The sequence below is a fragment of the Desulfitispora alkaliphila genome (genome assembly GCF_050433185.1).
GTDB classification, from domain to species: Bacteria; Bacillota; Desulfitisporia; order Desulfitisporales; family Desulfitisporaceae; genus Desulfitispora; species Desulfitispora alkaliphila.
In genome coordinates this window covers 19,350-43,368 of the sequence record NZ_JBNPXS010000025.1, presented here as the reverse complement: position 1 = coordinate 43,368, position 24,019 = coordinate 19,350, and the positions used below count along the sequence as shown (strand labels likewise).

Sequence of the window (24,019 nt, the reverse complement as noted above, 5' to 3'; positions counted from 1 at the left end):
CTGTGGCTTAAACTACGTTCATTTTTTGGGGTCCTAAAAGACCTTTATTAAGTGTGCCCTTGTTTATTCCAAGCTACCTTATTTTTCACGCTATCGCCTCCTATTTTATTATTAATTTAACTCTCTTAATGAGTTTTTATTAATAGCAAATTTTCCAAAAAAAAAGAGACCGTATAAGGTCTCTTGCCGGACTGCTGGGATATTATAATTTCCAAGCAGGAAGGCCAGTAGTTTCATCAAAATCACGATGAAGCTCCTCACCTAAAAGCTCTTGAATGTATACTTCTGCAAAGAAGACAGTTGTTCCAGGCATTAGGTGTCCACCAATAGCCTTTCCGTCTCCATATCCAAAGGTTGCGTGTAAATGAGCTTTGGGATTGCCGTCTTTATATGATAGATTCCCGATACACGCTAAAACTTCTATAGGATCATCAAATGCTACATTTTCATATTCTTTTTTATCTTGGTGATAGTAAGCTATTACCGCTTTTTTTACAGCACCAATTACTCTAACCTGAGCAACCTTAATATCATTGTCTTTTGCAAACTGTTCAACTGATTCAATTAAATCTGCTTCATAATCGAAACATCCAACAAAAGCTCTTCCTAGTTTGTATTCGTTCACCTTCATTTTCTAAAATACCTCCTCTTAATAGCGTGTATGTATGTTTATTTTCTATTATAGTACATAATAAATATCAATAATAGGGCTTTTTTTAAAATTTAATTTTGTTTCCATACACATACTAACTATAAATAATTACAAGAGGTGCAGGATGATATGTTACATAAAATAGTGCAATATACTGGAGCTATTAAAGGTGCAATTACTTTAACTATAGGTTACTATATGACTAGATATTTAACAAGAAAGACTATAAAGAACACAATGAATAAAGCCACTAAGAGGATAATGATTGATAAATATGAGGAAAATTTATGGGAATTCGTTTCAGCTTCTACAAAGGCAACCTTACAGGGTATAGTGGAGACCAATTTGAGATCTGAAGAAGGAAAGGTACTCCATAGGCCACTAGGTAGTCCAAAAAAGTTTCCTAACTTCAACAATTTGATGTTTAATATAGCCCAGTTAAAAGATTTCCCCACACCCTATGATGTAAAGGTGGATACCAGTGTCATCATAGGGCCAAAGGCAAAAAAGCCAATGAAAATTGACACACCAATTATGATTTCAGGAATGGCATGTGGACTTGCCTTAAGTGAAAAGGCTAAAGTAGCTATGGCCAAAGGAACTGCAAAAGTGGGCTCAGCTACCAACACTGGAGAAGGAGTCTTTTCATCAGCAGAGCGACGAGCTGCAAAAAATTTAATCGTTCAATATCACCGAGGCGACTGGAATAAAGCTCCTTCAATATTAAAGCAAGGGGATATGATAGAAATCCAAATAGGACAAGGAGCTATTGCGGGAATTGGTCACAAGTCTAAATACAAAGATATAAGTCCCAAGTTGCGAAAACGCATAGGACTTAAATCTGGGCAAGATGCAGTGATTCACGCCCGCTTAAAAAAAGTAAAAAAACCTAGTGATATGAAAAAGCTAGTAGATTATCTTAGAAAAATTACTGGAGGCGTGCCTATAGGAGTAAAAATGGCAGCCGGAAAATATCTAGAAAAAGACATGGAGATATTAGTGAACGCTGGGGTTGACGTTATCGCTATTGAGGGTGCAGAGGCTGCAACAGTGGGATCGGCTCCAATAATTCAAGATGACTTTGGATTACCAACACTGTTAGCAGTAAGTAGAGCAGGCAGGTTTATGGAGAAACACAATCTTAAAAATGATATTTCCCTTGTTGTAACCGGAGGCTTATTAGTTCCAGGACATTTTTTAAAAGCAATTGCTTTAGGAGCTGATGCGGTGTATATTGGAACAGCAGCTCTTTTTGCTACAGCGCATTCACAAGTTCTAGATGCTGTTCCATTTGAGCCTCCTACTCAAGTATTATGGGAAAATGGAGCCTTTAAAGATAGATTTAATGTAAACCTTGGTTCTAAGACTCTTGAGAAATTTTTGCGGTCGTGTACTTTGGAATTAGAAGAAGCGGTTCAGGCGCTGGGAAAAACAAAAATATCTGAGGTAAACAAAGAGGATTTATTTGCTTTAGATCCAGAAACTTGTGCTATTGCTAAAGTAGATTTAGGTTATGAAAAAAGAGCACTAAAAAAGTGCTCTTTTAAAAGGTGACTTCAATTGTATCTTCACTCCAATTTACACTACCACCAATTAATTCACAAATAGCCCTCAATGGTACATAAACCCTGTCGTCGACAAACCTAGAGTGAGGCATTTTTAATTCTGTATCAATCCTATCAGCTAATATTTTATCCTCAATTGTACAAATGGAAAACTCTAGGCTATCAATTTTAACTGAGACTTGTTGCAATTGGTTATCCCAATTGAAGTGAGCATCAATATTTTCAAACAAACTCCTAAGGGAAACCATTGTTGTACCTGCTTCAACAAAGGGATGATCATTATAATTAATGTTTAACTGTTCATTATTAACGTATATAGGTGTATCTATATAATTGATATTATTATTAGCTACTAACGGGAAATGACTCCAGTTGTTACTTACTATAAGCACTTCGGTACCCATTGGCACTTGGTTAAAGAGCCAAATCACGTCTTCATTATGCATGCGGATACAGCCCGCTGATACATATTTGCCTATAGATGAGGGGTTGTTATTTCCGTGAATGCCATAAATAGCTCCCCCTGTACCTGGGACACTCAGTCCTAACCATCTAGCGCCTAGAGGATTATTAGGACTACCTCCTGGAATTCTGCCCCTGCGGTAATAGGGTTCTTTAATTTTTGAAACAACTTGAAACCTACCTTCTGGTGTTAAACTAGGAGTCCTACCTGTACCTACTGGAAATTTAGCTTCAAACTGTCCGTTTTTGATATAGGCCAATTCATTTTCTGCTTTACTTATTATAATTTGGTGGGAACTACTGCTTGCATGTGCCGTTGAGTTAGAACATATAACAGCTATAATACTAAAAACAACTAACTTGATTAAAATATTTAATGACTTCCTGACATCCAACTAATTACCTCCTCTCATAATCACTACGATTTAATTACTACACTAAGATGAGCAAAATTATGCCTGTCTCAATTATGCATAAATATGGAAATTAATTATTCTGCAGGAGAATAAGTTTCGTTATCGAAATAATTAAAAGATAAATAAGAAAATTATAGCAGTAGGGGTGGCGTAGATTGCATGAAATGGCGATAATGGATAGTATGTTTAAAATGATTATGGACCAAGCAGAGCAATACCAGTTGAAGCGAGTTTCAAAAGTAAAGGTTGTAGTAGGCGAAATGAGTGGAGTAGTACCAGATTCATTATCGCTATGTTTTGAAATCTTGGCACAGGATACTATATGCCAAGATGCAGTGCTGGAAATAGAGAAAAAGGAGCTCAGAGCTAGCTGTAACAAATGTGGCATTGAATTTAAGGTATCTAGAGGTAATCCCTATTGTCCTGAGTGTGCTGGAGCCTTAGGAGAATTTGTATCTGGAAAAGAACTATATATTGACTTTGTCGAAGGAGAGGGAGAGGAAACAGATGAAAATTAAGGTTCTAAAAAATATTATGAAAGCAAATGAAGATTTAGCAGGTGAGAATACTAAAACCTTTAAGGAAAATAAAATTCTAAGTGTGAATTTAATGAGCTCACCAGGAGCCGGAAAAACTACCATATTAGAAGAAACAATCAAGAAATTGAATGCTGAAATAAAGATGGCAGTAATCGAAGGGGATTTAATGACCTCTAAGGATGCAGAGAGAATACATGCACAAGGAGCACCTGTAGTTCAAGTAAATACAGAAGGTGGATGTCACCTTGATGCTAATATGGTTAGCAAAGCATTGCAGGAATTCGATTTAGAAGCATTGGATGTAGTATTTATTGAAAATGTAGGGAACCTTGTGTGTCCAGCAAACTTTGCAATGGGGGAAGATAAAAAAGTTGCAGTCTTAAGTGTGCCAGAGGGTGATGACAAACCTTTAAAATATCCAGTTATGTTTAAAGAAGTTGATGTGTGTGTATTAAATAAAATAGATTTTTTACCATACAGTAACTTTAATATGGAAAGCTTTAGAAGAGACGTTAAGAGTTTAAATCCTCAGATAAAAATCATAGAAATGTCTGCCAGTCAAGGTACTGGTTTAGATGAATGGTGTGACTGGATTAGGGGCGAAGTCCAGTGGAAAAAAGAGCAAAAATAGTTAAGTTAAAAGGGGTTGTGCAAGGTGTGGGCTTCCGCCCCTTTGTCTATAAATTGGCTTTAGAACTAAATCTCAAGGGATGGGTCTTGAATTCTACTGAAGGAGTTACTATTCACGTTGAAGGAGATGAGCCAAACTTAGATGATTTTATTAATAGAGTAGATATAGAGGCTCCAGTCATGGCGCGAATAGATGTAAAGTTGGTGGAGGATGTTCATGTAAAAGCATACTCTGATTTTTTTATCCAAGAGAGCTATATTACAACATCAAAGCGGACTTTAATTGCACCAGATGTGGCTACCTGTGTTGATTGCTCAATTGAATATAACCATAAGCAAGACTTCAGGTATAAATATCCATTTATTAACTGCACAAACTGCGGGCCTAGATTTTCAATAATAAAAAAGCTACCTTACGACAGGGTAAATACTTCCATGGAAAATTTTAAAATGTGTCCGAAATGTGCAGAAGAATATCAAAACCCTATGGATAGACGGTTCCATGCTCAACCTAATGGATGTGCAGACTGTGGACCAAAAATTCAGGTAGTGAATCGAGATGGAAATATAACCAAAACCTCAATCTCTACCTTGCTTCGTCAAGGAAATATTTTAGCTGTTAAAAGTATAGGTGGGTTTTTGTTGGTATGCAATGCTAGAGACCATGTAGCAGTGGAAAAACTACGCAAAAGAAAACAAAGAGATGCTAAACCATTTGCATTAATGGCATCCGATTTGCAAACTGTTCGAAAAATTAGCTATTTGAGTAAGGCAGAAGAAGAACAGATAGTTTCACCAGCTAGGCCAATTGTAGTCCTAAAGCAGAGAGAAAACTCTGATAGGGTATTACCTGAAGGAATTAACCCAGGCTTAGATACACTAGGAATAATGCTTCCATATGCACCACTTCATTTTTGCTTTTTTGAAGAATTAGACTTGTTAGTAGCTACTAGCGCCAACCTTTCATCAAACCCATTGATTAAAGATAACCAGGAAGCAATGAAATCTCTTAATACGTTAGCAGATTACATTGTGTTGCATAATCGAGACATTGTAAATAGATGCGATGATTCTGTAGGAGCCATAGTGGCTGGCAAATGGCAATTTATGCGTAGGGCAAGGGGATATGTACCGTTGCCTATAGAGCTCAAAGAACCTGTTGCCCCTTTACTTGCCTGTGGGGGAGATCTTAAAAATTCATTCTGCTTTGCTCAAGATGATCATGCAATTTTAAGTCAATACCTTGGAGATATGGAGAATGTTAAGAATTATCACATATATTGCGAAAATATTAACCAATTAGGCAACCTTACTGGAATTAAGCCCAGTGGAATCATCCACGATATGCACCCAGGTTACCATACCACTAAGTTTGCCAAGGAATATGCACAGGGAAACAATATTCCTATTGTAGCTGTTCAGCACCATCATGCCCACATGGCCAGTTGCCTAGCTGAACATGGGATTGAAAATAAAGTGCTTGGAATTATTGTGGATGGAACTGGCTATGGGACAGATGGGGCTATTTGGGGTTGCGAGTTTTTGTACGGGGATAAAAGGGAATTCCAACGGTTAGGTCACCTAGAATATGTACCCCTGCCTGGAGGGGATCAAAGCGTAAAACACCCTGGGCGCATGAGTTGTAGCTATTTGTATAGTGCACTTGGAGAAGAAGGTATTAGTATGGCTAAAAGCTATTTATCAAAAGTACTAACACCATTAGAAATAGAAATAATAGTTAAGCAGATTAATAGGAGTATTAATGCCCCCGAAACATCTAGTGGAGGGCGTTTATTTGATGCTGTTGCGGCAATAGTCCTGGGAAAAGAACAAGGACTATATGAAGGACAAGCGGCTATGGAGTTAGAGGCAGCCTCAGGGGTATATAATTTTGAAAAATTAGAGCTTCAAAAGATGTTAGATGAAATCAAAGGGTACCGTTTTCAAATAGAACAGAATAGTAATGGTTTTCTTTTGAAAAGTGACTATATGTGGAAGCAGCTATTATTCGACTTAGATAAAAAAGATACGGCCAAGAATATATCTATAAAATTTCACATTGGCTTTACTAGGGGGCTTGTACTAGCTGCCCAGCAGATGAGCGCCAATATGAACTGTAAGGATGTAGCGTTATCTGGCGGTGTTTTTCAGAATAGGCTTTTAACAAGTCTATTAGTGTTGGAACTAGAGCAAGCGGGATATAATGTGTACACAAACTGTAAAGTTCCAGCAAATGATGGCGGAATAGCCTTAGGTCAGACTGTTGTAGGAAATGAGGTGATAAAAAATGTGTTTAGCAGTACCCCTTAAGATAATAGAAATTAAAGATAAAATGGCAACTGGGGAATTGGAGACTATAAAAAGGGAAGTTAGTATAGCTTTGACACCTAATGCCAAAGTAGGTGATTGGGTCTTAGTTCACGCTGGATATGCAATCCAAATAATAGAAGAAAGCGAAGCAGATGAGACTATTAAGTTACTAAAGGAGCTGAGTGATGTTGCGTACAATTGACAGCGGAGCGACTAATAAAGCTGCCAAAGCGCTCATAGAAAAGATAAATTATTTAGCTGACGAAATAGACCATTCCATAGCCTTAATGGAGGTTTGTGGTACACATACTATGGCCATTGGGAAAAGTGGTATTAGAAAGGTTTTGCCACCAAATGTAAGATTAATTTCTGGTCCCGGTTGTCCTGTATGTGTAACTCATGATTGGGAAATAGATGGGTTTATTAATTTGGCTAAAAGGGAAGGCGTTGTCATCGCTACCTTTGGAGACTTGTTGAAAGTGCCCGGGCCAAATGGAAGTTTAGCTGATGCGAAAACTTCAGGTGCAGACGTTAAGATAGTTTATTCTACTTTAGATGCACTGAAATTAGCGCGTAAGCAACCCAATCAGGAGGTAGTTTTTTTAGGGGTTGGGTTTGAGACAACTGCCCCCACAGTAGCCACTTCAATCATTCAAGCTGCTGAAGAAGGAATAGAAAACTACTCAGTATTGTCTATGCATAAGTTAGTGCCCCCGGCATTGCGGGTTTTAGTGGAGGACCCTCACACCAAAGTTGACGGATTTATCTGTCCAGGACATGTAAGTACAATTATCGGAGTTGAACCATATGAGTTTATCTCCGATGAATACAAAAAACCTTGTGTAATTGCTGGTTTTGAACAAATAGACATTCTTCAGAGTATTTATATGCTACTGGAGCAAATGAGTAGCGGTAGCAGTGAAACTCAGCTCCAGTATACGCGAGCTGTAAGCCAAAGGGGAAATTCTACTGCTCGCATGATTTCTGACCAGGTTTTTGAGACTAGTACAGCTTGGTGGAGGGGAATAGGGCCAATTGAAAATAGCGGTTTAGCCATAAAACCAGAATATAAAGCATATGATGCAAGAATAAAGTTTAATCTAATTGAGCCGGAAAATAAAGAATCATATATAAATAAAAGTTGTTCTTGTGGAGACATATTGAAGGGACATAAGTTGCCACCAGAGTGTCAATTGTTTGGAAAGGGTTGCAATCCAATGAAGCCTTTAGGCCCATGTATGGTTTCCTCAGAGGGGGCTTGTGCCGCTTACTACAAATATAACTTGTAATGCAACAGAGCAAGAAAGGGTGAATATTTTGGACCAAGATAAAATATCTTTAGCTCACGGGAGTGGCGGAAAATTATCCCAAGAGCTAATAGAAGAGGTTATATACCCAGCTTTTAACAAAAATAGTGGGAACCAATTGTTAGATGGCGCAATCTTAGAGAACAAAAATGAAAAACTTGTAATGACTACAGATAGCTTTGTTATTTCTCCAATTTTCTTTCCAGGTGGAGATATAGGTAAACTGGCAGTATGTGGTACAGTAAATGATCTGGCAGTTAGTGGGGCAGAGCCAGCCTATTTAAGTGTAGGCTTTATAATAGAAGCTGGGTTTCCCATGGAGTACTTAAAGCAAATAGTAGAATCAATTGCAAAAACAGCATTAAGTGCTAAGGTGAAGATTGTAACAGGAGACACTAAGGTGGTAGAAACTGGGAGTGCAGATGGCATCTTTATCAACACCACAGGTGTAGGCTTTGCTGGAAACAGAGAGTATAGTCCAAGCAAGATGGAGCCTGGAGATTTTATTATTGTTACTGGAACGCTGGGAGACCATGGAATGACAATTTTAAGCCTGAGAGAAGAGTTGGGCTTAGAGAGTAACTTGAAAAGTGACTGTGCCCCTTTAAATCACATGCTTTCAGAGCTCTGGAAAGCGGACATCAACATAAAATGCATGAGAGACCCTACTAGAGGTGGAGTAGCTACCACAATTAATGAATTGGCTCAGCAGGGACAGGTTGGGGTGAAATTGTTTGAAGAGAAATTACCTGTGCGCAAAGATGTAGCCGCTGGATGTAGCTTGCTGGGCTTAGATCCTGTTTACATGGCCAATGAGGGCAAGGCTCTAATTGTTGTAAAGGAGAATGATGGAGCAAAGGCCATAGATGTGCTGAAAAAAAATAAACTGGGTAGCAATAGCGAGATTATAGGACAGGTAGTTGCAAAGGATAGAGGAAAGGTAACTTTGGAGACTAGCTTGGGAATAGAGAGAATACTTACAGCACTTGAAGGAGAGCATTTACCTCGGATTTGCTAGGAGGGAGCATATGACTAAGGTACTGTGGTCTGAAAATTGGAAGCTATTTTATTTAGCCCTAGAAAATATAGGCACAGGGGTTTTGTTAGTTGATAAAACAGGGAAGGTAAAGTATGCTAACAAGCTGTACTGTGAATTCTTGAAAATGGATAGAGATGAAGTTTTGGGCAAGCAAATTTGGACTGCAGTAAGCTTTACTCTCATGGATCATATACTAAATAATGCAGAAAAAATAGTAAAAATAGTAAAACAGCAGGATATGGATTTAGCAGTATTGGAAGAAAAGCCGATTTACGAGAGCGATGAAGTAGTTGGTGGCATTAGCACTATTATTTCTAGTGAAAGCAGAGGATATGCAGTTATTCTAGAAAAGCTGAGGCTACTAGAGGAGGAGCTAAGTTATTATCAGGAAAGGTTAGCTGATAAAGAGCTGACTAAAAGTCACTTCAAACCGTTTATTTCTGCAAATAAGGATGTTCAAGAAACTGTTGAAGTGGCAAGAAGAGCAGCGTTGTTTGATGCAAACATCCTAATAACTGGTGAAACGGGAACGGGTAAGGAGGTTTTAGCCTCTGCCGTTCATGCAGAAAGTGGTCGAAAGAAGATGCCATTTATAAAGGTAAACTGTGCAGCTATTCCAAGCAATCTGCTAGAGTCAGAGCTCTTTGGCTATGAGGGAGGGGCCTTTACAGGTGCCAGAGCAACTGGGAAATTGGGCAAATTTGAGCTGGCTGATAATGGAACAATTTTTTTAGACGAAGTGGGAGATATGCCCCTAGAGATGCAGGCAAAAATCCTCAGGGTGACTCAGGATAGAGAAATAGAGAGGGTAGGGGGAACTACCACTAAAAAGGTTGATGTGCGTATTATTGCTGCTACAAACAGAGACTTAAAGGAGTTAGTTGCCCAAGGAAAGTTTCGAGAGGATTTATATTATCGGTTACTGGTGATAGGCCTATACCTGCCTCCGCTGCGCAAGCGTATAGATGATTTAGACTTCTTGTGCAGGAGTATTCTATCTCGATTGAGTATGAAGTATCAGATTTCGAGGGTAGATATTACCAAAAGGGCTTTGGATGCTTTTAAAAAATATGATTGGCCAGGAAATATTAGAGAGCTAGAAAATTTACTAGAGCGAGCCATTAATCTGGCTACGGCAGGCTCAATAGATGTTATTCACTTACCTGAGGGGTTACTTAAGCAATCAGGAATAAGACCCTTAGAGTCTGTAAAGCCCTTAAAGGAAGCAGTGGAGGAAGCAGAAGTGGAGAGCATAGTAAAGGCTCTCGCTTATGCTGGTGGGAGTAAAGTGGAGGCAGCAAAGATATTGGGGTTGAGTCGGACAGCCCTTTACAAGAAAATGGAGAAATACAATATAGGTTAACACAAGGGCTTTTAGCAGACTGTATCTGTAAGCATTGGTTGACAAACAAGAAATACACACAGAGAGGCTGTAAACAATTGTTTACAGCCTCTCTGTGTGTATTTGAACAAGCAGTCATATATTTGCTAAATCAGGTGGTTAGCAAGAGGGAAATAGTTTTGTGAAAATTATCTATTGGCACAATATTTGCAATATTTAGAATAAAATCAGAATTTAGTGCTCTGCTAAATTTACTGCAAAGGAGGTAAGGAGTATGGAGACAGTTTTTAATGAGCACAGCTTTTACCGTGAGGTAAAGCAGCTACCCGGTTGTGAAAACATATCTGACTGTATTCAATGTGGCACCTGTTCAGGTTCTTGTCCGACGTGTTATGAAATGGAGCTTACACCTAGAAAGATTATTAATTTAATAAGGGCTGGGGAGAGGGAGCAGGTTCTATCTAGCAACTCAATGTGGATATGTGCTTCATGCTACAGCTGTACAGCAAGATGTCCTAGGGGGATAGTTATTACAGACATGATGTATGCCTTAAAGAACTTAGCTATTACAAGTGGTGCGACAGATTCAAAAGCAGAGGCTCCAAATTTTTATTGCACTTTTAATGAAGTAGTGGAGTCCTCAGGAAGAATGAATGAAGGCATGCTAATAACTAAATTTGCCTTAAAAACTAACCCGAAAAAGCTATTTGACTATGCTCCCATAGGGATTAAGCTATTAAAAAAGAAAAAGCTAGTTTTATTTCCACCTAGACTGAAGAACCGAGCCCAATTCAAGAAAATAGTTGCGTTATCTAAAGGAGGTGACGGCAATTGAAGTACAGCTACTACCCCGGATGCTCTCTGCATGCAACAGCTAAAGATTATCAAATGTCTATCGATCAGTGCTTTCAAAAGTTAGATATTGAGTTAGAAGAAATTCAGGACTGGAATTGCTGTGGAGCCACTTCTGCTGCCAGCGAAAATCAGAAGACAGCATTGGCAATAGCCGCAGCTAATCTTGCCAAGGTAGATGGCAAGAGCAGAGAAATAGCTGTTTCCTGTAATGCTTGTTATTCAAGGCTAAATCAAGCTAACAAGAAAATAAAGGCTAGGAAAGAGTTAAAGGATGAGGTAACCCAGATAATGTCTAAGGCGGGTTTAAGCTTCGACGGTGAATATCAGGTAAAGCATTTACTGGAGATTTTATGTGAAGATTTTGGACTGGATGCAATTAAGGGTAATATCTCTAAACAGCTTACTGATTTAAAGGTTGCTCCCTATTATGGCTGTCAAATGGTCAGGCCCAGGGGGTACGACCATCCAGAGATGCCAACCTCAATGGACCGAGTAATAGAGGCACTAGGAGCAGAGTCGGTTACTTTTAATAGCAAGGCAAAATGCTGTGGTGCTGCCTTAATATCAACTAACGAAAAGCTGGCATTAAAGCTTATTAGGTCCATATTAGATGAAGCAGTTCAGAGCGAGGCTCACGTTATAGCCGTGTCCTGTCCGCTTTGCCAAATGAACCTAGATACATTTCAGCACAAGGTTAACGAGGAGTTTGGCACTGATTATAAAGTGCCAGTAGTATTCTTTACTCAATTATTAGGCTTGGGGATGTCTATAAACTACAAAAACCTGGGGATAGATCGAGGAATAGTATCAGCTGTGGATACCCTTAGTAAGTACTTTTAGGAGGTGTTGATAACATGTCAGAAAAAATTGGTGTTTATGTTTGTCACTGCGGCTCAAACATAGCAGCCACCGTTGATGTGGAAAGGGTGGCAAAAGAAGCAGAAAAGCTGGATCAGGTTGTGGTGGCCAAGGAATATAAATACATGTGCTCTGACCCAGGGCAGGAGCTCATTAAAAATGATATAGAAGAGAATGGAATTACAAGGGTGGTCGTGGCTGCCTGTTCACCTAGAATGCACGAGCCCACATTCAAAAGCGCTTTGGAGCAAAAGGGTCTTAACGGTTACCTGCTGGAGATGGCAAATATTAGAGAGCAGTGCTCCTGGATTGCCACGGACCCTAAGGCCAGTACAGAGAAGGCTATTAACTTAGTAAAGGCAGCAGCTAAAAGGGTGGTTCATCATAAGCCTATTTATGAAAAGGAGGTGCCTGTTAATAAAGCAACGCTGGTAGTAGGGGGCGGCATTTCTGGAATTCAGGCAGCTCTGCAGATTGCGGATGCAGGACACCCAGTGTATATGGTAGAGCGGGAGCCATCTATAGGAGGACACATGGCTAAGTTTGATAAGACCTTTCCCACTATGGATTGCGCTGCCTGTATTTTGACTCCAAAAATGGTGAATGTAAACAGTAACCCTAACATTACTCTCCACACATGCTCAGAAGTTACAAAGGTAGATGGATATGTGGGGAATTATAAAGTTAAAATTAAAAAGAACCCAAGGTATGTTAAGGAAAGTGTATGTACGGGCTGTGGAGACTGCGAACCGGCCTGTGTTTTAAAAGGTAAAATTTCCTGTGATTTTGATGAAGGGCTGAGCAATAGAGGTGCTATTTATATTCCCTTTCCCCAAGCAACTCCGCTAAAGGCGAGGGTAGATGAAGAAAGGTGTTTGTATTTAGCAAAGGGCAAATGTTCCCAGGCCTGCGTAAAGGCCTGTGCACGAGAGGCAATTGACTTTGAGCAGAAGGTGGAAGAGGTTGAAATTGAGGTAGGTGCCATAATTTTGGCAACAGGCTACAAGTTATTTGATGCCTCAATAGCACCTCAGTGGGGATACGGAGTTTATGACAATGTGGTTACTGGTCTCCAGTTTGAGCGGATGACCAATGCTTCAGGGCCTACAAACGGCAAGGTAGTCAAAAAGGATGGGAGTGCACCTAGAAGTGCTGCAGTTTTACACTGTATTGGAAGTAGAGACCAAAACTACCATAAGCATTGCTCTAGAGTATGCTGTATGAGTTCGGTAAAATTTGCCCAATTACTCAAGGAGAAAATTGAAGGTGAAGTATATGAATTCTATATCGACATGAGAACCTTTGGGAAGCAATATGAGGAATTCTACAATAGAGTTCAGGAAGAGGGAGTTAACTTTATTAGAGGAAAAGGAGCAGAGGTAACAGAGGTTGAAGGCCAGTTAGTTGTGAGAGCAGAGGATACGTTGCTGGGTGCGTTTAGGGAAATACCTGTAGACATGGTAGTACTAAATACCGCACTAGTACCCCATGATGATGCAGATAAAGTAGCCCAGATATTCGGCATTTCTAGAAGTGCAGATGGGTTTTTCTTAGAATCTCACATCAAGCTAGATCCGGTAACTACGTCAACAGATGGGGTTCACCTGGCAGGCTGCTGCCAGAGTCCCAAGGACATACCAGACAGTGTAGCTCAGGGCTCAGCAGCGGCGGCTCAATCCCTAGCAGTTATAGCCACTGGGAAGGTTAAAACCTCGCCAATAACAGCTAGTATCGACAGCAAGCTGTGCACAGGGTGCAAAATCTGTAATAATCTTTGTCCATATAAGGCTATAACATTTGATGAAGACGAGAAGGTTTCCGTGATAAATGAAGCAGTTTGCAAGGGCTGTGGAAGCTGTAGCTCCGCCTGTCCGTCAGCGGCAATTAGAATAGCGCACTTTGACAATGATCAGATTTTAGCTCAGATTGAGGGGGTGTTGGGCTAATGAGTAAGGATAGCTTTGAGCCAAACATTTTGGGAATTTTGTGTAACTGGTGCTCTTATACGGGAGCTGACCTAGCTGGAACAGCTAGAATTAAATACCCAGAAAGCATAAAAATAGTTAGAGTAATGTGTACAGGTAGAGTGGACCCCGTTTTTATTCTAAAGGCATTTCAACAGGGTGCTGACGGTGTGCTTGTAAGTGGCTGTCATCCAGGAAGCTGTCACTATGTAGATGGAAATGCTAAGATGATGCGCAAGGAGCCCTTACTGGAGACCATGCTAAGCCAGCTGGGAATAGAGAAGGAGAGATTTAAGCTAGTATGGGTATCTGCTTCTGAGGGAGAGCGTTTTGCTAAGATTGTCTACGATATGACCGAACAGCTTAAGGAATTAGGGCCCTTAAATATAAAGGGGGGTGAGGAGATTGGCTAAATTAAAGGTTGCAGTATATTGGGCAGCTGACTGCGGTGGCTGCGGAGTTGCGCTACTAGACATTAATGAAAAAATAATAGATTTGGGCAATGCGGCGGATATAGTATTTTTCCCCTTAGCTGCAGATGGAAAGGTGGCCGACGTGCAAGCCATGCAGGATGGGGAAATAGATTTATGCCTGTTCAGTGGAGCTATAAGAAATTCAGAAAACAGAGAAATGGCTGAGCTTTTGCGAGCTAAATCCAAGGTTTTAATTGCCTTTGGTTCCTGTGCCTGCTTTGGAGGTATTCCTAGCTTGGGGAACTTCCACACGAAGGAGGAAATTCTAAACAGGGTTTTTGTCGATAATATCTCAACTAACAATCCTGAAAAGCTCATACCTAAGCCAAAGTTTAATGCCCCTGAGGGTGAGCTAGAGCTGCCCGAGTTTTATAACCACGTGTACTTTTTAGATCAGGTAATAGATGTGGACTATTTTATGCCCGGATGTCCTCCGGTACCTGACACCATTTGGGGCGCAATAGAGCTTTTGGTTGGCGGTCAAGCACCACCGAGAAGGGCAATTATTGCTGGGGAAAAGACATTGTGTGATGAGTGCTCTAGAGTGAAGGAAGAGAAGAAGATAAGCCAAATTAAACTACCCAGCCAGGTGAATATAGATGCTGAAAAATGCTTGCTAGAGCAGGGAATAATCTGCTGCGGACCTGCCACTAGGGGAGGCTGTAACGGCAGATGTACATCAGCTAACATGCCCTGTAGAGGCTGCTACGGACCAAGTGGTGCCAACATTGATCAAGGAGGAAAGCTTGTGGGTGCCATAGCTTCAATTATTGACAGTGATGATCCTAAGATAATAAGGGAGATTACAGCACAGATTATTGATCCTGCAGGAACATTTTATAGGTTCACGCTGGCAGCATCAATGCTAAAAGGCAAGAGAAGGGAGGGGGTTTCTAATGAAAAAGCGAATTACAATAGATCCAATAACTAGACTTGAGGGGCACGGTAAAATAGAAATATTCTTGAACGATGAAGGTGACGTGGAAAATACGTACTTTCAAATTCCTGAGTTGCGGGGCTTTGAAAAGTTCTGTGAGGGGAGACCTGTTGAAGAGGTGGCTAGAATAGTGCCGAGAATATGCGGTGTTTGTCCAGTAGCCCATCATCTTGCAGCCGCAAAGGCATTAGATGGAGTATACAGCGTAGATCCTCCTAGGACAGCTAAAATGCTACGAGAGCTCATGTATAGTGCTCAGTATGTTCACTCCCACATTGCTCACTTTTACGCTCTGGCAGCACCAGATTTTGTTTTGGGGCCAGATGCAAAGCCAGAGGAAAGAAATATTTTAGGAGTAGTAGGGAAGGTCGGTCTAGAGAAGGGTGGAGAAGTAATCAAGCACAGGGCTTATGCTCAAAAGGTTCAGGGAATAATAGGTAGTAAGCCCACCCATCCAATAACGGGAATTCCGGGAGGTCAGAGTAAAGGCATTACCGCTGAGGAGCGAGATGAAATTCTCAAGATGGGAGAGTCCTGTGTGGAGTTTGCCAAATTCTCACTGGACCTATTTGAAGAAATAGTACTCAAAAACAAAACCTATCTTGACATTATTACTGGGGATATTTACAAAATAAACACCTATTACATGGGGCTAGTTGACGAAAATAATAAAGCCAATTTTTACGAGGGCAAGATTAGAGTTGTGGATCAAGAGGGCACTGAAGTGGCAAAATTTGAGCCCAATCAGTACCTAGATTACATTGAAGAGCGGGTAGAGCCTTGGACGTACCTGAAAATACCCTATTTGAAAAGCGTTGGGTGGAACGGCTTTACTGACGGGAAAGACAGCGGTATCTATCAGGTTGCACCCTTGGGTAGAGCCAACGTAATTGATGGAATGGCGACTCCCTTAGCTCAGGAGGCCTATGAGAAAATGATAAGCACATTGGGAGGGAAAAAGCCTATCACTGCATCCCTAGTTCATCATTGGGCTCGCCTTGTGGAGATGCTATATGCTGCTGAGCGTTGGGTGGAGCTGGCATCTGATGAAGAGATAATTAGCGATAACTTCAGAACAATTCCAACGGCTACACCCAATGAAGGTGTTGGGGTGGTTGAAGCACCTAGGGGAACCCTAATTCACCACTATAAAGCAGATGAAGCGGGGCTGGCAACTAAAATCAACCTAATAGTGGGAACAACCAATAATTACGGAGCTATTAATCTGAGTGTGAAGAGAGCTGCAGAAAAGCTAATTAAAAAGGGGAAAGTAGACCAGGGGCTATTAAACATGGTAGAGATGGCATTTAGAGCCTATGATCCCTGCTTCTCCTGTGCAACCCATTCAATCACTGGCAATATCCCCCTTGAGGTAGAAGTTTACGAAAGCAGTGGGAAGCTGTGCCAGAAGCTTGTCAAGTGAAAGGGGAAAAGACAATAATTGTTGGATTGGGAAACACTATTCTCAGTGACGATGGAGTGGGGATTTATATTGCCAGGGAATTAGAGGAAAAACTATTGAATAACCAAAAAGTGGATGTGATTGAGGCATCACTTGCGGGTTTTAACTTGGTTGAAATGCTTCAGGGCTATAGTCGGGCTATAATCATTGACTCCATAATGACTGCTGACGGAGAGGTGGGGGACGTATACCACTTCTCTCCTGAAGCTGTTTCCACAACAGTGCGACTAGCATCAGTGCACGACATAAACTTAATAACCTCCTTAAAGCTCTATCGCGAGCTGAATCTACCTGTGCCAGAAACTGTTGATATCTATGCAGTTGAGGTTGCAGATAATAGTACATTTCACCAGGGGTGCTGTCCAGAGGTAGAGAAGGCAATGCCTGAGGTAATAACTCAAGTTCTTCAACAAATAAACTCTGATTTTAATTAATCAGAGTTTATTTGTTTGTAAAGGATATACTGTAAGGGTTATAATAATTGTCACTAGTTATTGAAGGGTGGCGAGACAAGTGGAAGTCAAAGCTTATCAAAGGCTAATCCTTTTTGCAGTGTTATTTACCATAATGCTAGGCTTTGGTATTATCATTCCTGTACTTCCTTTCTTTTCTAGAGAGCTAGGGGCTAGCTCCCTAGACTTGGGTTTGCTGATGGCATCCTATTCAGTGATGCAGTTTATTTTTGCACCAATATGGGGTAACCTGTCTGACCGGGTGGGCAGAAAGCCTCTATTAATAATGGGGGTAATTGGCTTTGCTCTATCCTTTCTCATATTTGGCTTAGCTCAAAGGCTGTGGGTTTTATTCTTGGCTCGAATAGTTGGAGGGTTACTGTCCTCGGCGGCAATGCCCACGGCAATGGCCTATATAAGTGACACAACAGATGAGAAAAGCAGAGGACAGGGCATGGGTATGATGGGTGCGGCTATGGGGTTGGGTGTTATTTTTGGGCCGGCAATAGGAGGTTTTTTGGCGGGTTATCATGTAAGTACCCCCTTCTTTGTAGCAGCAGCACTAGCTGCAGTAAACGTTATATTTATAATTATATTTTTACCAGAGTCTTTGCTCGAGGAAGAAAGAACAGAAAAGAAGTCAAAACGCCCCTCTTTGACCAAGGGATTGCAGAGTTCTATAGGTGTGCTGTTGGTCGTAGCGTTTATCGTGAGTTTTGCAGCTGCTAACCTTGAAGCAACCTTTGCATATTTCGCCAGTGATAACTTTGGTTTCGGAGAGAAAGAAATGGGACTGGCGTTTATGATTATGGGGATTGTCACAGTTGTTCAACAGGGATTAGTAGTAGGTTATGTTATTAATAGATTTGGAGAGAAGGCCATTATGCTTGCGGGATTATTTATTACTGCAAGTGCGTACTTATTAGTTTTGTCTGCAGTTGGATTAGTTTCTCTGATTTTTTTTATTGCTCTTTCAGGAGTAGGAATGGGCTTATTGCGCCCAGCAATGAACTCATTAGTTTCAAAACAAACCCCTTTTAATCAAGGAGTATCGATGGGAATGGTAGGTTCCTTTGATAGCTTGGGAAGAATTATAGGACCTATTTGGGGAGGCTTTACTTATATGTTTGGAACCAGTTATCCGTACATAACTGGAGCTATAATTATGTTCAGTGTTTTCTTGTTTATTTATTTTAGTAAAACCTTGCAATTTAATTCTGTAAGCTAAGAATTTATATAGTTCTTACTCCTTTACTTTTGCATATGTTAAACATATACGAGTAAAAGGAGGAAGAAGCTACTAAAATGAAAAAGATAATAACTATAGCAACAATTATTATATATTTTTTTTGTAGCGTTTCTATCACGGAAGCTCGGGTGCAGAGTATTAGTAGAGGGGATAGTGAGTACAGGAATATTGCGTTAACTTTTGACGTTGAAGGTGGAACTGATATAAATAGAGTATTACAAACACTAGACTCTTATGGGGTTAAAGCCACCTTTTTTTTGTTGGGTTCATGGGTGGAAAATAATCCAAACTTAGCAAAGCAAATAGTTGATCGGGGGCACGAAATTGGGAATCATACATATAGCCATCACCTGCTAACAAGGCACAGTAAAGATGTTATTATAGCAGATATAAAAAGAGCAGAGCAAGTAATAAAGAAGGCCACAGGTGTTAATCCACAACCTCTCTTTAGGCCACCTTATGGGGCTGTCGACAAAAGAGTTTATAATGCCATCGGGGAGGCCGGTTATAGCCAAGTCTATCTTTGGAGTATTGATACTAGAGATTGGAGTGGTATTAGCTCAAGTCAGATAACAAATTCGGTTCTTGATAATGCCCATAACGGGGGTATTGTACTTATGCATGTAAATAGAAACAATACCCCCGAGGCGTTGCCAGGAATAATAGAAGGACTGCAACAGCGAAAATATAATATAGTTCCTGTAACCCAGGTGAGCAATCCCACGAGAGAAGAAATAATAAATTATAAGCCCATCACCATGCGAGTGGATGGACGATTTAAAGTATTTGATCGCCCACCTATTTTGCATAATGGAACATCATATCTTGCTGCAAGAGATTTAGCTGAATTACTAGGTGGCAAGATAAGCTGGGTGGATGAGGAGAAAAAAGTAGTTATTAATCTTTCAGGGCAGACTTATAGTTTTAAACTTCAAGGTGGAGAAAACCATCTGCTTCTAATTAATAGGCGAGCATATATCCCACTTCGGCCAGTCATAGAGCAATTGGATGATATAGAAATAAGGTGGGATAGTAAAAATAATTATATAAATCTAAACACAATTAATTTTCTGAGAAAAAATGAATAAAGGATGGTTTGAGAACAGCTGTAAAAAGCTGTTCTTTTTATTAAAATGGCAGGAGGACTTTTATTTTAGGCATAAAAGTATTAAAATTAAACAAAGACCAGAAATGAATTCATTGGGAGTGAGAATATTGGATCTTAAAACTATTCAAGCAAAAGCCCGAGAGAGATTAGGTAACATATGTAAAGTGTGCGTTAGCTGTAATGGAAATGCATGTGCTGGCAAAGTACCTGGAGTAGGTGGGGTGGGAACAGGCAGTTCCTTTAAAGCAAATATTAAAGCCTTAGAAGAAGTAAGGTTAAATATGCGTACTATTGGCGGAACTATTCCTAGTACGGAAGTAAATATGTTTGGTCACCAACTAAAAGCTCCTATATTGGGAGCCCCCATCGCGGGGATGACTTACAATTACGGTGATGTTATTAGCGAGGAAGAGTATGCGGAAAATACTATTGCAGGCTGCGCTAAAGCTGGTTTAATAGGGATGACTGGTGATGGTCTCAGTTCTCGAGAATACCCCAGTGGAATAGAAGCTATAAAAAAGAAAAAGGGCTTAGGAATACCAGTTTTAAAACCTGGTACAGTATATCAAGTAATGGAAAAAATTAAGGAAGCAAAAGAGGTAGGAGCTCCTGCTGTGGGTATGGATATAGATGGGACTGGCCTAGTTGCTTTGAAAACTGGAGTCCCACCTATGGGAGAAAAGGATTTAAGTAGTGTAATAAATAGCACCGAATTGCCCTTTATCTTAAAGGGAATAATGACCGTTGAAGAAGCTATTATAGCTGCAGAGGTTGGGGCAAAAGCTATAGTTGTCTCTAATCATGGTGGCAGGGTGTTAGACGGTACCCCAGGAACAGCTCATGTACTGCCCCAAATAGCTAATGCAGTAAGAGACAGAGTGTTGGTTCTTGTTGATGGTGGTATTAGAACAGGAATTGATGTATTGAGGATGTTGGGTTTAGGAGCTCATGGGGTACTGATTGGAAGACCTCTTGTTGTAGGAAACCTAGGTGCAGGTGCCCTTGGGGTAAGTGTAGTTTTAGAAAAAATAATAGGAGAATTAGTTCAAGGTATGGTAATGACAGGATGTAACGATGTTGATAGTATAAATAAAGATATAATATGGGGTGATGAATAGTGAAAAACATAGAAGCAATGGATGTGTTTGATACTCTACGAGAGGTAAAAAGAACAAAGCCATTAGTTCATCATATTACTAATGCGGTTGTGATGAATGATACAGCTAATATTACATTGCAAATTGGTGCTTCACCAGTGATGGCAAATGCGAAAGAAGAAGTGGAAGAGATGGTTAGTATTGCTAGTGGCCTTGTTCTAAATATTGGAACACTTACACCTGTTCAAGTGGAAGCCATGATTTTGGCGGGAAAAAAAGCAAACGAAATAGGAATACCTATTGTTTTTGATCCAGTAGGAGTAGGGGCTACATCCTATAGAACCCAAGTAGCAAATAGAATTCTAGAGGAATTGGATGTTGCAATTATTTGCGGCAATAGTGCTGAGGTTTGTGTATTAGCAGGAGTTGAGGCGCAAGTAAAAGGAGTTGATGCAGGAGAAATAGAGGGGGAAGTGGGAGTTGCTGCAAAGTCCTTGGCGCAAAAGACAGGCTCTGTAGTTGCCGCAACAGGTCCAATAGACTACATAACAGATGGAACGAAAGTGGCAGAGTGTAGAAATGGACATCCTATGTTAGAAATTCTGACTGGAACTGGATGTATGGTAACATCTGTAATAGCTGCTTGTGCTGCAGTAACAGATGACTATATGTTAGCTGCTACTGCTGGTGTTACTGCATTTGGAATTTCTGGACAGTTAGCTGCAGAAAGTGCAGGACTTCCTGGGAATTTTAAAGTGAAGCTATTTGACAGTACCTACAGCCTAACGCAATCAAATATAGAGAAGCAAATAAATATAAAAATTAAGTAGGTGATAAAATGATGACAATGAATAAATATGGTCTGTATGTAGTAACTGATGAGAATCTAACTCTAGGAAGAAGCATAATAGACGTTGTAGGCGAAGCTTTAGAAGGAGGAGCTGATGTGGTTCAGCTTAGAAGTAAAAGTGGTAGCACTAGAGACATGATAGACCTGGGGGGCCGTTTATTGGAACTAGTTAAAAAGTATAATAGCACGTTTATTGTAAATGACCGAGTAGATGTGGCGTTAGCTATAGATGCCCACGGTGTTCATGTGGGACAAGATGATATGCCACCTGATATGGTTAGAAAGCTACTTGGGTCAAATAAAATACTAGGGGTATCAGTGGATACGGTTGAAGATGCCAAAGGAGCTGTGGCCCAGGGAGCTGATTACTTAGGTGCTGGAGCAGTTTTTTTAACGAACACTAAGACAGAGGCTCCGGAAATTGGAACAAAGGGTTTAAAAGAGATAGTTAACTCAGTGGATGTGCCGGTGGTAGCAATTGGAGGAATAAAGCTGGATAACTTAGGAGAAGTGATGAGTACAGGTGTAGATGGAGTGGCAGTGGTATCGGGAATTATGAGTGCAAAGTCTGTAAAGAGCACTGCAGAGCAATACAAAAAGAAAATAATAGGTCAAGCAGAAAGGTAGGCTTAGACATTGAAAATTGATAAAATTAGTGAATTTGAGCTCATAGATCGAATTAAAGCTAATACCATAAACTCAGAAGGAGTTATAAAGGGAATAGGTGATGATGCAGCAGTTTTAGAAGCTACTGTAGGCACAAACATTCTGTTTTGTAGTGATATGTTAATAGAGGGTCGGCATTTTCTAAGAGATGTAATCACCCCTAGGGAATTGGGCTACAAAGCATTAGCAGTTAACTTGAGCGATATTGCATCCATGGGTGGAAAACCAAAATATGCACTTTTATCTACAGGTTGGCCTAAGGATTTAGAAATTGTCTATATTCAAGAGTTTTACGAAGGAGTAAAAGGGATTGCTCAACAATTTCATGTAAGTATTGTTGGTGGTGATACAGTAAATTCAAATGATATTGTTATAGATGTAGCAGTTATAGGAGAAGTGGAATACAATAAAGCAATTATGAGATCGGGAGCAAAGCCCGGTCATGTGCTGGCTGCAACAGGGACACTAGGAGATTCAGCAACTGGGCTGGCAGAAATCACACAAGAACTTAAGAAATCCCCCCCTGATCATATTCAGGAGTACTTGCGAAAGCGTCACATGATGCCAGAGCCTAGGGTTGAGGCGGGTCAGCTTTTGGCGCGTTTAGGTGCAAGCTCTATGATAGATATTAGTGATGGTTTGGCCAGTGAGATAAACCATATCTGTGCCCAAAGTGATGTAAGTGCTGAAGTAATAGAAGAAGCCATTCCCATCTCGGAAGAGGCTAGAGCCTTTGCTAGTTTAAATAAAATAGATGTTTTAGAATTAGCTTTATTTGGTGGAGAAGATTACGAGCTATTATTTACAGTACCTGAAGAACGTTGGCAAGCTGTAAAGGAAGTAGTAGGGGGCAACCTCAATTTAAATATAACACAGATTGGAAAAATAATTCCTAAAGTAAATGATGAAAACAAAGTATGTATAATCAATAAAGAAGGTCAGAGTCGGTTGATTAAAGCAAAAGGGTATAATCATTTTCGAAGTTAATAAAATTAGGAGGATACAAATATGGACAAAAAAATAGCGCTTACAATCGCAGGATCTGATTCCATAGCTGGTGCAGGGATACAAGCAGACCTTAAAACTTTTTATGCCCTTGGTGTTTATGGAACCTCAGCATTAACTGCTGTTACAGCGCAAAATACTTGTGGGGTAAACAACGCTCATTTCTTACCAGAAGATTTTGTGGCCGAACAAATAGACGCTGTAGCAACCGATGTGAAAGTTTCTGCTGTTAAGACTGGTATGTTGGCAAACGATAAAATTGTAAAAGCTGTGGCACACAAAGTAAAGGAGTATGAACTTCCCTTTTTAGTAGTAGATCCGGTTTTAGTTTCTACTAGTGGACACCTTTTATTGACGGAGGAAGCAGTAAACGTAATAAAAAACGAACTATTTCCTCTAGCGAAAATTGTAACTCCAAACATTCCAGAAGCTGAAAAGCTCACTGATATCAAAATAGAAACGAAGAAGGATATGGAGAAAGCTGCCATCTTGCTTCGGGAGATGGGGCCAGAAACGGTATTGATTAAAGGTGGACACAAAGAGGGAGAAGCTTTAGATATCTTTTTTGATGGGAAAGAATTTTCTTATTTGTCTGCACCTAGAATTGGGGTAGGCAGTGTTCATGGCACAGGGTGTACTCTTTCAGCAGCAATAGCAAGCTATTTAGCAAGAGAAGTAAATATTTTTCAAGCAGTAGAAAAGAGTAAAAAATATGTGTGGAAGGCAATAAATGAGAATTACCTACTAGGAAAGGGTTCCTTATTGTTAAACCACTGACAAG

Annotated in this window: 24 protein-coding genes; 22 read left to right on the top strand and 2 right to left on the bottom strand. The window is 40.2% G+C overall.

Translation table 11 applies throughout. The features are described from left to right. Positions 1-202: 202 nt before the first annotated feature. Positions 203-631, bottom strand: coding sequence for a PPC domain-containing DNA-binding protein (locus tag GGQ84_RS10025; RefSeq protein WP_429162233.1), 429 nt, complete (start codon positions 629-631; stop codon positions 203-205). A gap of 150 nt (positions 632-781) precedes the next feature. Between GGQ84_RS10025 and GGQ84_RS10020 the strand changes: the two genes are divergently transcribed. After that, complete coding sequence (locus GGQ84_RS10020; RefSeq protein ID WP_429162231.1) at positions 782-2,206, top strand: FMN-binding glutamate synthase family protein; 1,425 nt, start codon at positions 782-784, stop codon at positions 2,204-2,206. Here the strand turns inward: GGQ84_RS10020 and GGQ84_RS10015 are convergent. Beyond that, entirely contained in the window at positions 2,196-3,074 is an 879-nt protein-coding gene (locus GGQ84_RS10015; RefSeq protein WP_429162229.1) for a L,D-transpeptidase family protein, read from the bottom strand. The two genes, GGQ84_RS10020 and GGQ84_RS10015, sit on opposite strands and share 11 nt — an antisense overlap. 185 nt (positions 3,075-3,259) lie before the next feature. On the opposite strand from GGQ84_RS10015, the gene GGQ84_RS10010 reads away from it, so the two are divergent. The 21 genes from GGQ84_RS10010 to thiD all read left to right on the top strand — a co-directional run bounded on the left by GGQ84_RS10010 (position 3,260) and on the right by thiD (position 24,015). Further along, entirely contained in the window at positions 3,260-3,613 is a 354-nt protein-coding gene (locus tag GGQ84_RS10010; protein ID WP_429162238.1) for a hydrogenase maturation nickel metallochaperone HypA/HybF, read from the top strand. Beyond that, the gene (gene hypB / locus GGQ84_RS10005) at positions 3,603-4,265 is read left to right on the top strand and encodes a hydrogenase nickel incorporation protein HypB (RefSeq protein ID WP_429162227.1); all 663 of its coding nucleotides are present in this window, start codon (positions 3,603-3,605) and stop codon (positions 4,263-4,265) included. The genes GGQ84_RS10010 and hypB overlap by 11 nt, the downstream gene beginning before the upstream one ends. Further along, positions 4,244-6,574: a carbamoyltransferase HypF gene (hypF, locus tag GGQ84_RS10000; protein ID WP_429162225.1), complete on the top strand. Its 2,331-nt coding sequence runs from the start codon at positions 4,244-4,246 to the stop codon at positions 6,572-6,574. Before hypB ends, hypF begins: the two co-directional genes overlap by 22 nt. Next, positions 6,552-6,776, top strand: coding sequence for a HypC/HybG/HupF family hydrogenase formation chaperone (locus GGQ84_RS09995; RefSeq protein WP_429162224.1), 225 nt, complete (start codon positions 6,552-6,554; stop codon positions 6,774-6,776). Before hypF ends, GGQ84_RS09995 begins: the two co-directional genes overlap by 23 nt. Then, positions 6,760-7,863: a hydrogenase formation protein HypD gene (hypD, locus tag GGQ84_RS09990; RefSeq protein WP_429162222.1), complete on the top strand. Its 1,104-nt coding sequence runs from the start codon at positions 6,760-6,762 to the stop codon at positions 7,861-7,863. Before GGQ84_RS09995 ends, hypD begins: the two co-directional genes overlap by 17 nt. A gap of 28 nt (positions 7,864-7,891) precedes the next feature. Beyond that, on the top strand, positions 7,892-8,899 hold the full coding sequence (gene hypE, locus GGQ84_RS09985; RefSeq protein ID WP_429162236.1) for a hydrogenase expression/formation protein HypE: 1,008 nt from the start codon (positions 7,892-7,894) through the stop codon (positions 8,897-8,899). A gap of 10 nt (positions 8,900-8,909) precedes the next feature. Continuing rightward, complete coding sequence (locus tag GGQ84_RS09980) at positions 8,910-10,283, top strand: sigma-54 interaction domain-containing protein (protein WP_429162220.1); 1,374 nt, start codon at positions 8,910-8,912, stop codon at positions 10,281-10,283. Between the two features lie 253 nt (positions 10,284-10,536). After that, on the top strand, positions 10,537-11,097 hold the full coding sequence (locus tag GGQ84_RS09975) for a 4Fe-4S dicluster domain-containing protein (RefSeq protein WP_429162219.1): 561 nt from the start codon (positions 10,537-10,539) through the stop codon (positions 11,095-11,097). Next, positions 11,094-11,957 carry a CoB--CoM heterodisulfide reductase iron-sulfur subunit B family protein gene (locus tag GGQ84_RS09970; RefSeq protein WP_429162217.1) on the top strand — a complete coding sequence of 288 codons (864 nt, stop codon included), beginning with the start codon at positions 11,094-11,096 and terminating at the stop codon, positions 11,955-11,957. Before GGQ84_RS09975 ends, GGQ84_RS09970 begins: the two co-directional genes overlap by 4 nt. 14 nt (positions 11,958-11,971) lie before the next feature. Beyond that, positions 11,972-13,921, top strand: coding sequence for a 4Fe-4S binding protein (locus tag GGQ84_RS09965; RefSeq protein WP_429162215.1), 1,950 nt, complete (start codon positions 11,972-11,974; stop codon positions 13,919-13,921). After that, the gene (locus tag GGQ84_RS09960; protein ID WP_429162213.1) at positions 13,921-14,352 is read left to right on the top strand and encodes a hydrogenase iron-sulfur subunit; all 432 of its coding nucleotides are present in this window, start codon (positions 13,921-13,923) and stop codon (positions 14,350-14,352) included. Before GGQ84_RS09965 ends, GGQ84_RS09960 begins: the two co-directional genes overlap by 1 nt. Continuing rightward, complete coding sequence (locus GGQ84_RS09955; protein ID WP_429162212.1) at positions 14,345-15,343, top strand: NADH-quinone oxidoreductase subunit B family protein; 999 nt, start codon at positions 14,345-14,347, stop codon at positions 15,341-15,343. The genes GGQ84_RS09960 and GGQ84_RS09955 overlap by 8 nt, the downstream gene beginning before the upstream one ends. Next, positions 15,309-16,772: a Ni/Fe hydrogenase subunit alpha gene (locus GGQ84_RS09950; protein WP_429162210.1), complete on the top strand. Its 1,464-nt coding sequence runs from the start codon at positions 15,309-15,311 to the stop codon at positions 16,770-16,772. The genes GGQ84_RS09955 and GGQ84_RS09950 overlap by 35 nt, the downstream gene beginning before the upstream one ends. Beyond that, on the top strand, positions 16,751-17,245 hold the full coding sequence (locus tag GGQ84_RS09945) for a hydrogenase maturation protease (RefSeq protein ID WP_429162209.1): 495 nt from the start codon (positions 16,751-16,753) through the stop codon (positions 17,243-17,245). The genes GGQ84_RS09950 and GGQ84_RS09945 overlap by 22 nt, the downstream gene beginning before the upstream one ends. A gap of 79 nt (positions 17,246-17,324) precedes the next feature. Beyond that, positions 17,325-18,491, top strand: a complete 1,167-nt coding sequence (locus GGQ84_RS09940; RefSeq protein WP_429162207.1) for an MFS transporter — start codon at positions 17,325-17,327, stop codon at positions 18,489-18,491. A 77-nt stretch (positions 18,492-18,568) separates the two neighbouring features. Beyond that, the gene (locus GGQ84_RS09935) at positions 18,569-19,600 is read left to right on the top strand and encodes a polysaccharide deacetylase family protein (RefSeq protein ID WP_429162205.1); all 1,032 of its coding nucleotides are present in this window, start codon (positions 18,569-18,571) and stop codon (positions 19,598-19,600) included. 127 nt (positions 19,601-19,727) lie between these two features. Next, positions 19,728-20,738 carry an alpha-hydroxy-acid oxidizing protein gene (locus GGQ84_RS09930; RefSeq protein WP_429162203.1) on the top strand — a complete coding sequence of 337 codons (1,011 nt, stop codon included), beginning with the start codon at positions 19,728-19,730 and terminating at the stop codon, positions 20,736-20,738. Positions 20,739-20,755: 17 nt separating this feature from the next. Further along, positions 20,756-21,547, top strand: a complete 792-nt coding sequence (gene thiM, locus GGQ84_RS09925) for a hydroxyethylthiazole kinase (protein WP_429162234.1) — start codon at positions 20,756-20,758, stop codon at positions 21,545-21,547. Between the two features lie 8 nt (positions 21,548-21,555). After that, positions 21,556-22,194: a thiamine phosphate synthase gene (gene thiE / locus GGQ84_RS09920; RefSeq protein ID WP_429162201.1), complete on the top strand. Its 639-nt coding sequence runs from the start codon at positions 21,556-21,558 to the stop codon at positions 22,192-22,194. A 9-nt stretch (positions 22,195-22,203) separates the two neighbouring features. Then, on the top strand, positions 22,204-23,220 hold the full coding sequence (gene thiL, locus GGQ84_RS09915) for a thiamine-phosphate kinase (RefSeq protein WP_429162199.1): 1,017 nt from the start codon (positions 22,204-22,206) through the stop codon (positions 23,218-23,220). A 21-nt stretch (positions 23,221-23,241) separates the two neighbouring features. Further along, complete coding sequence (gene thiD / locus GGQ84_RS09910; protein WP_429162197.1) at positions 23,242-24,015, top strand: bifunctional hydroxymethylpyrimidine kinase/phosphomethylpyrimidine kinase; 774 nt, start codon at positions 23,242-23,244, stop codon at positions 24,013-24,015. Positions 24,016-24,019: the final 4 nt, after the last annotated feature.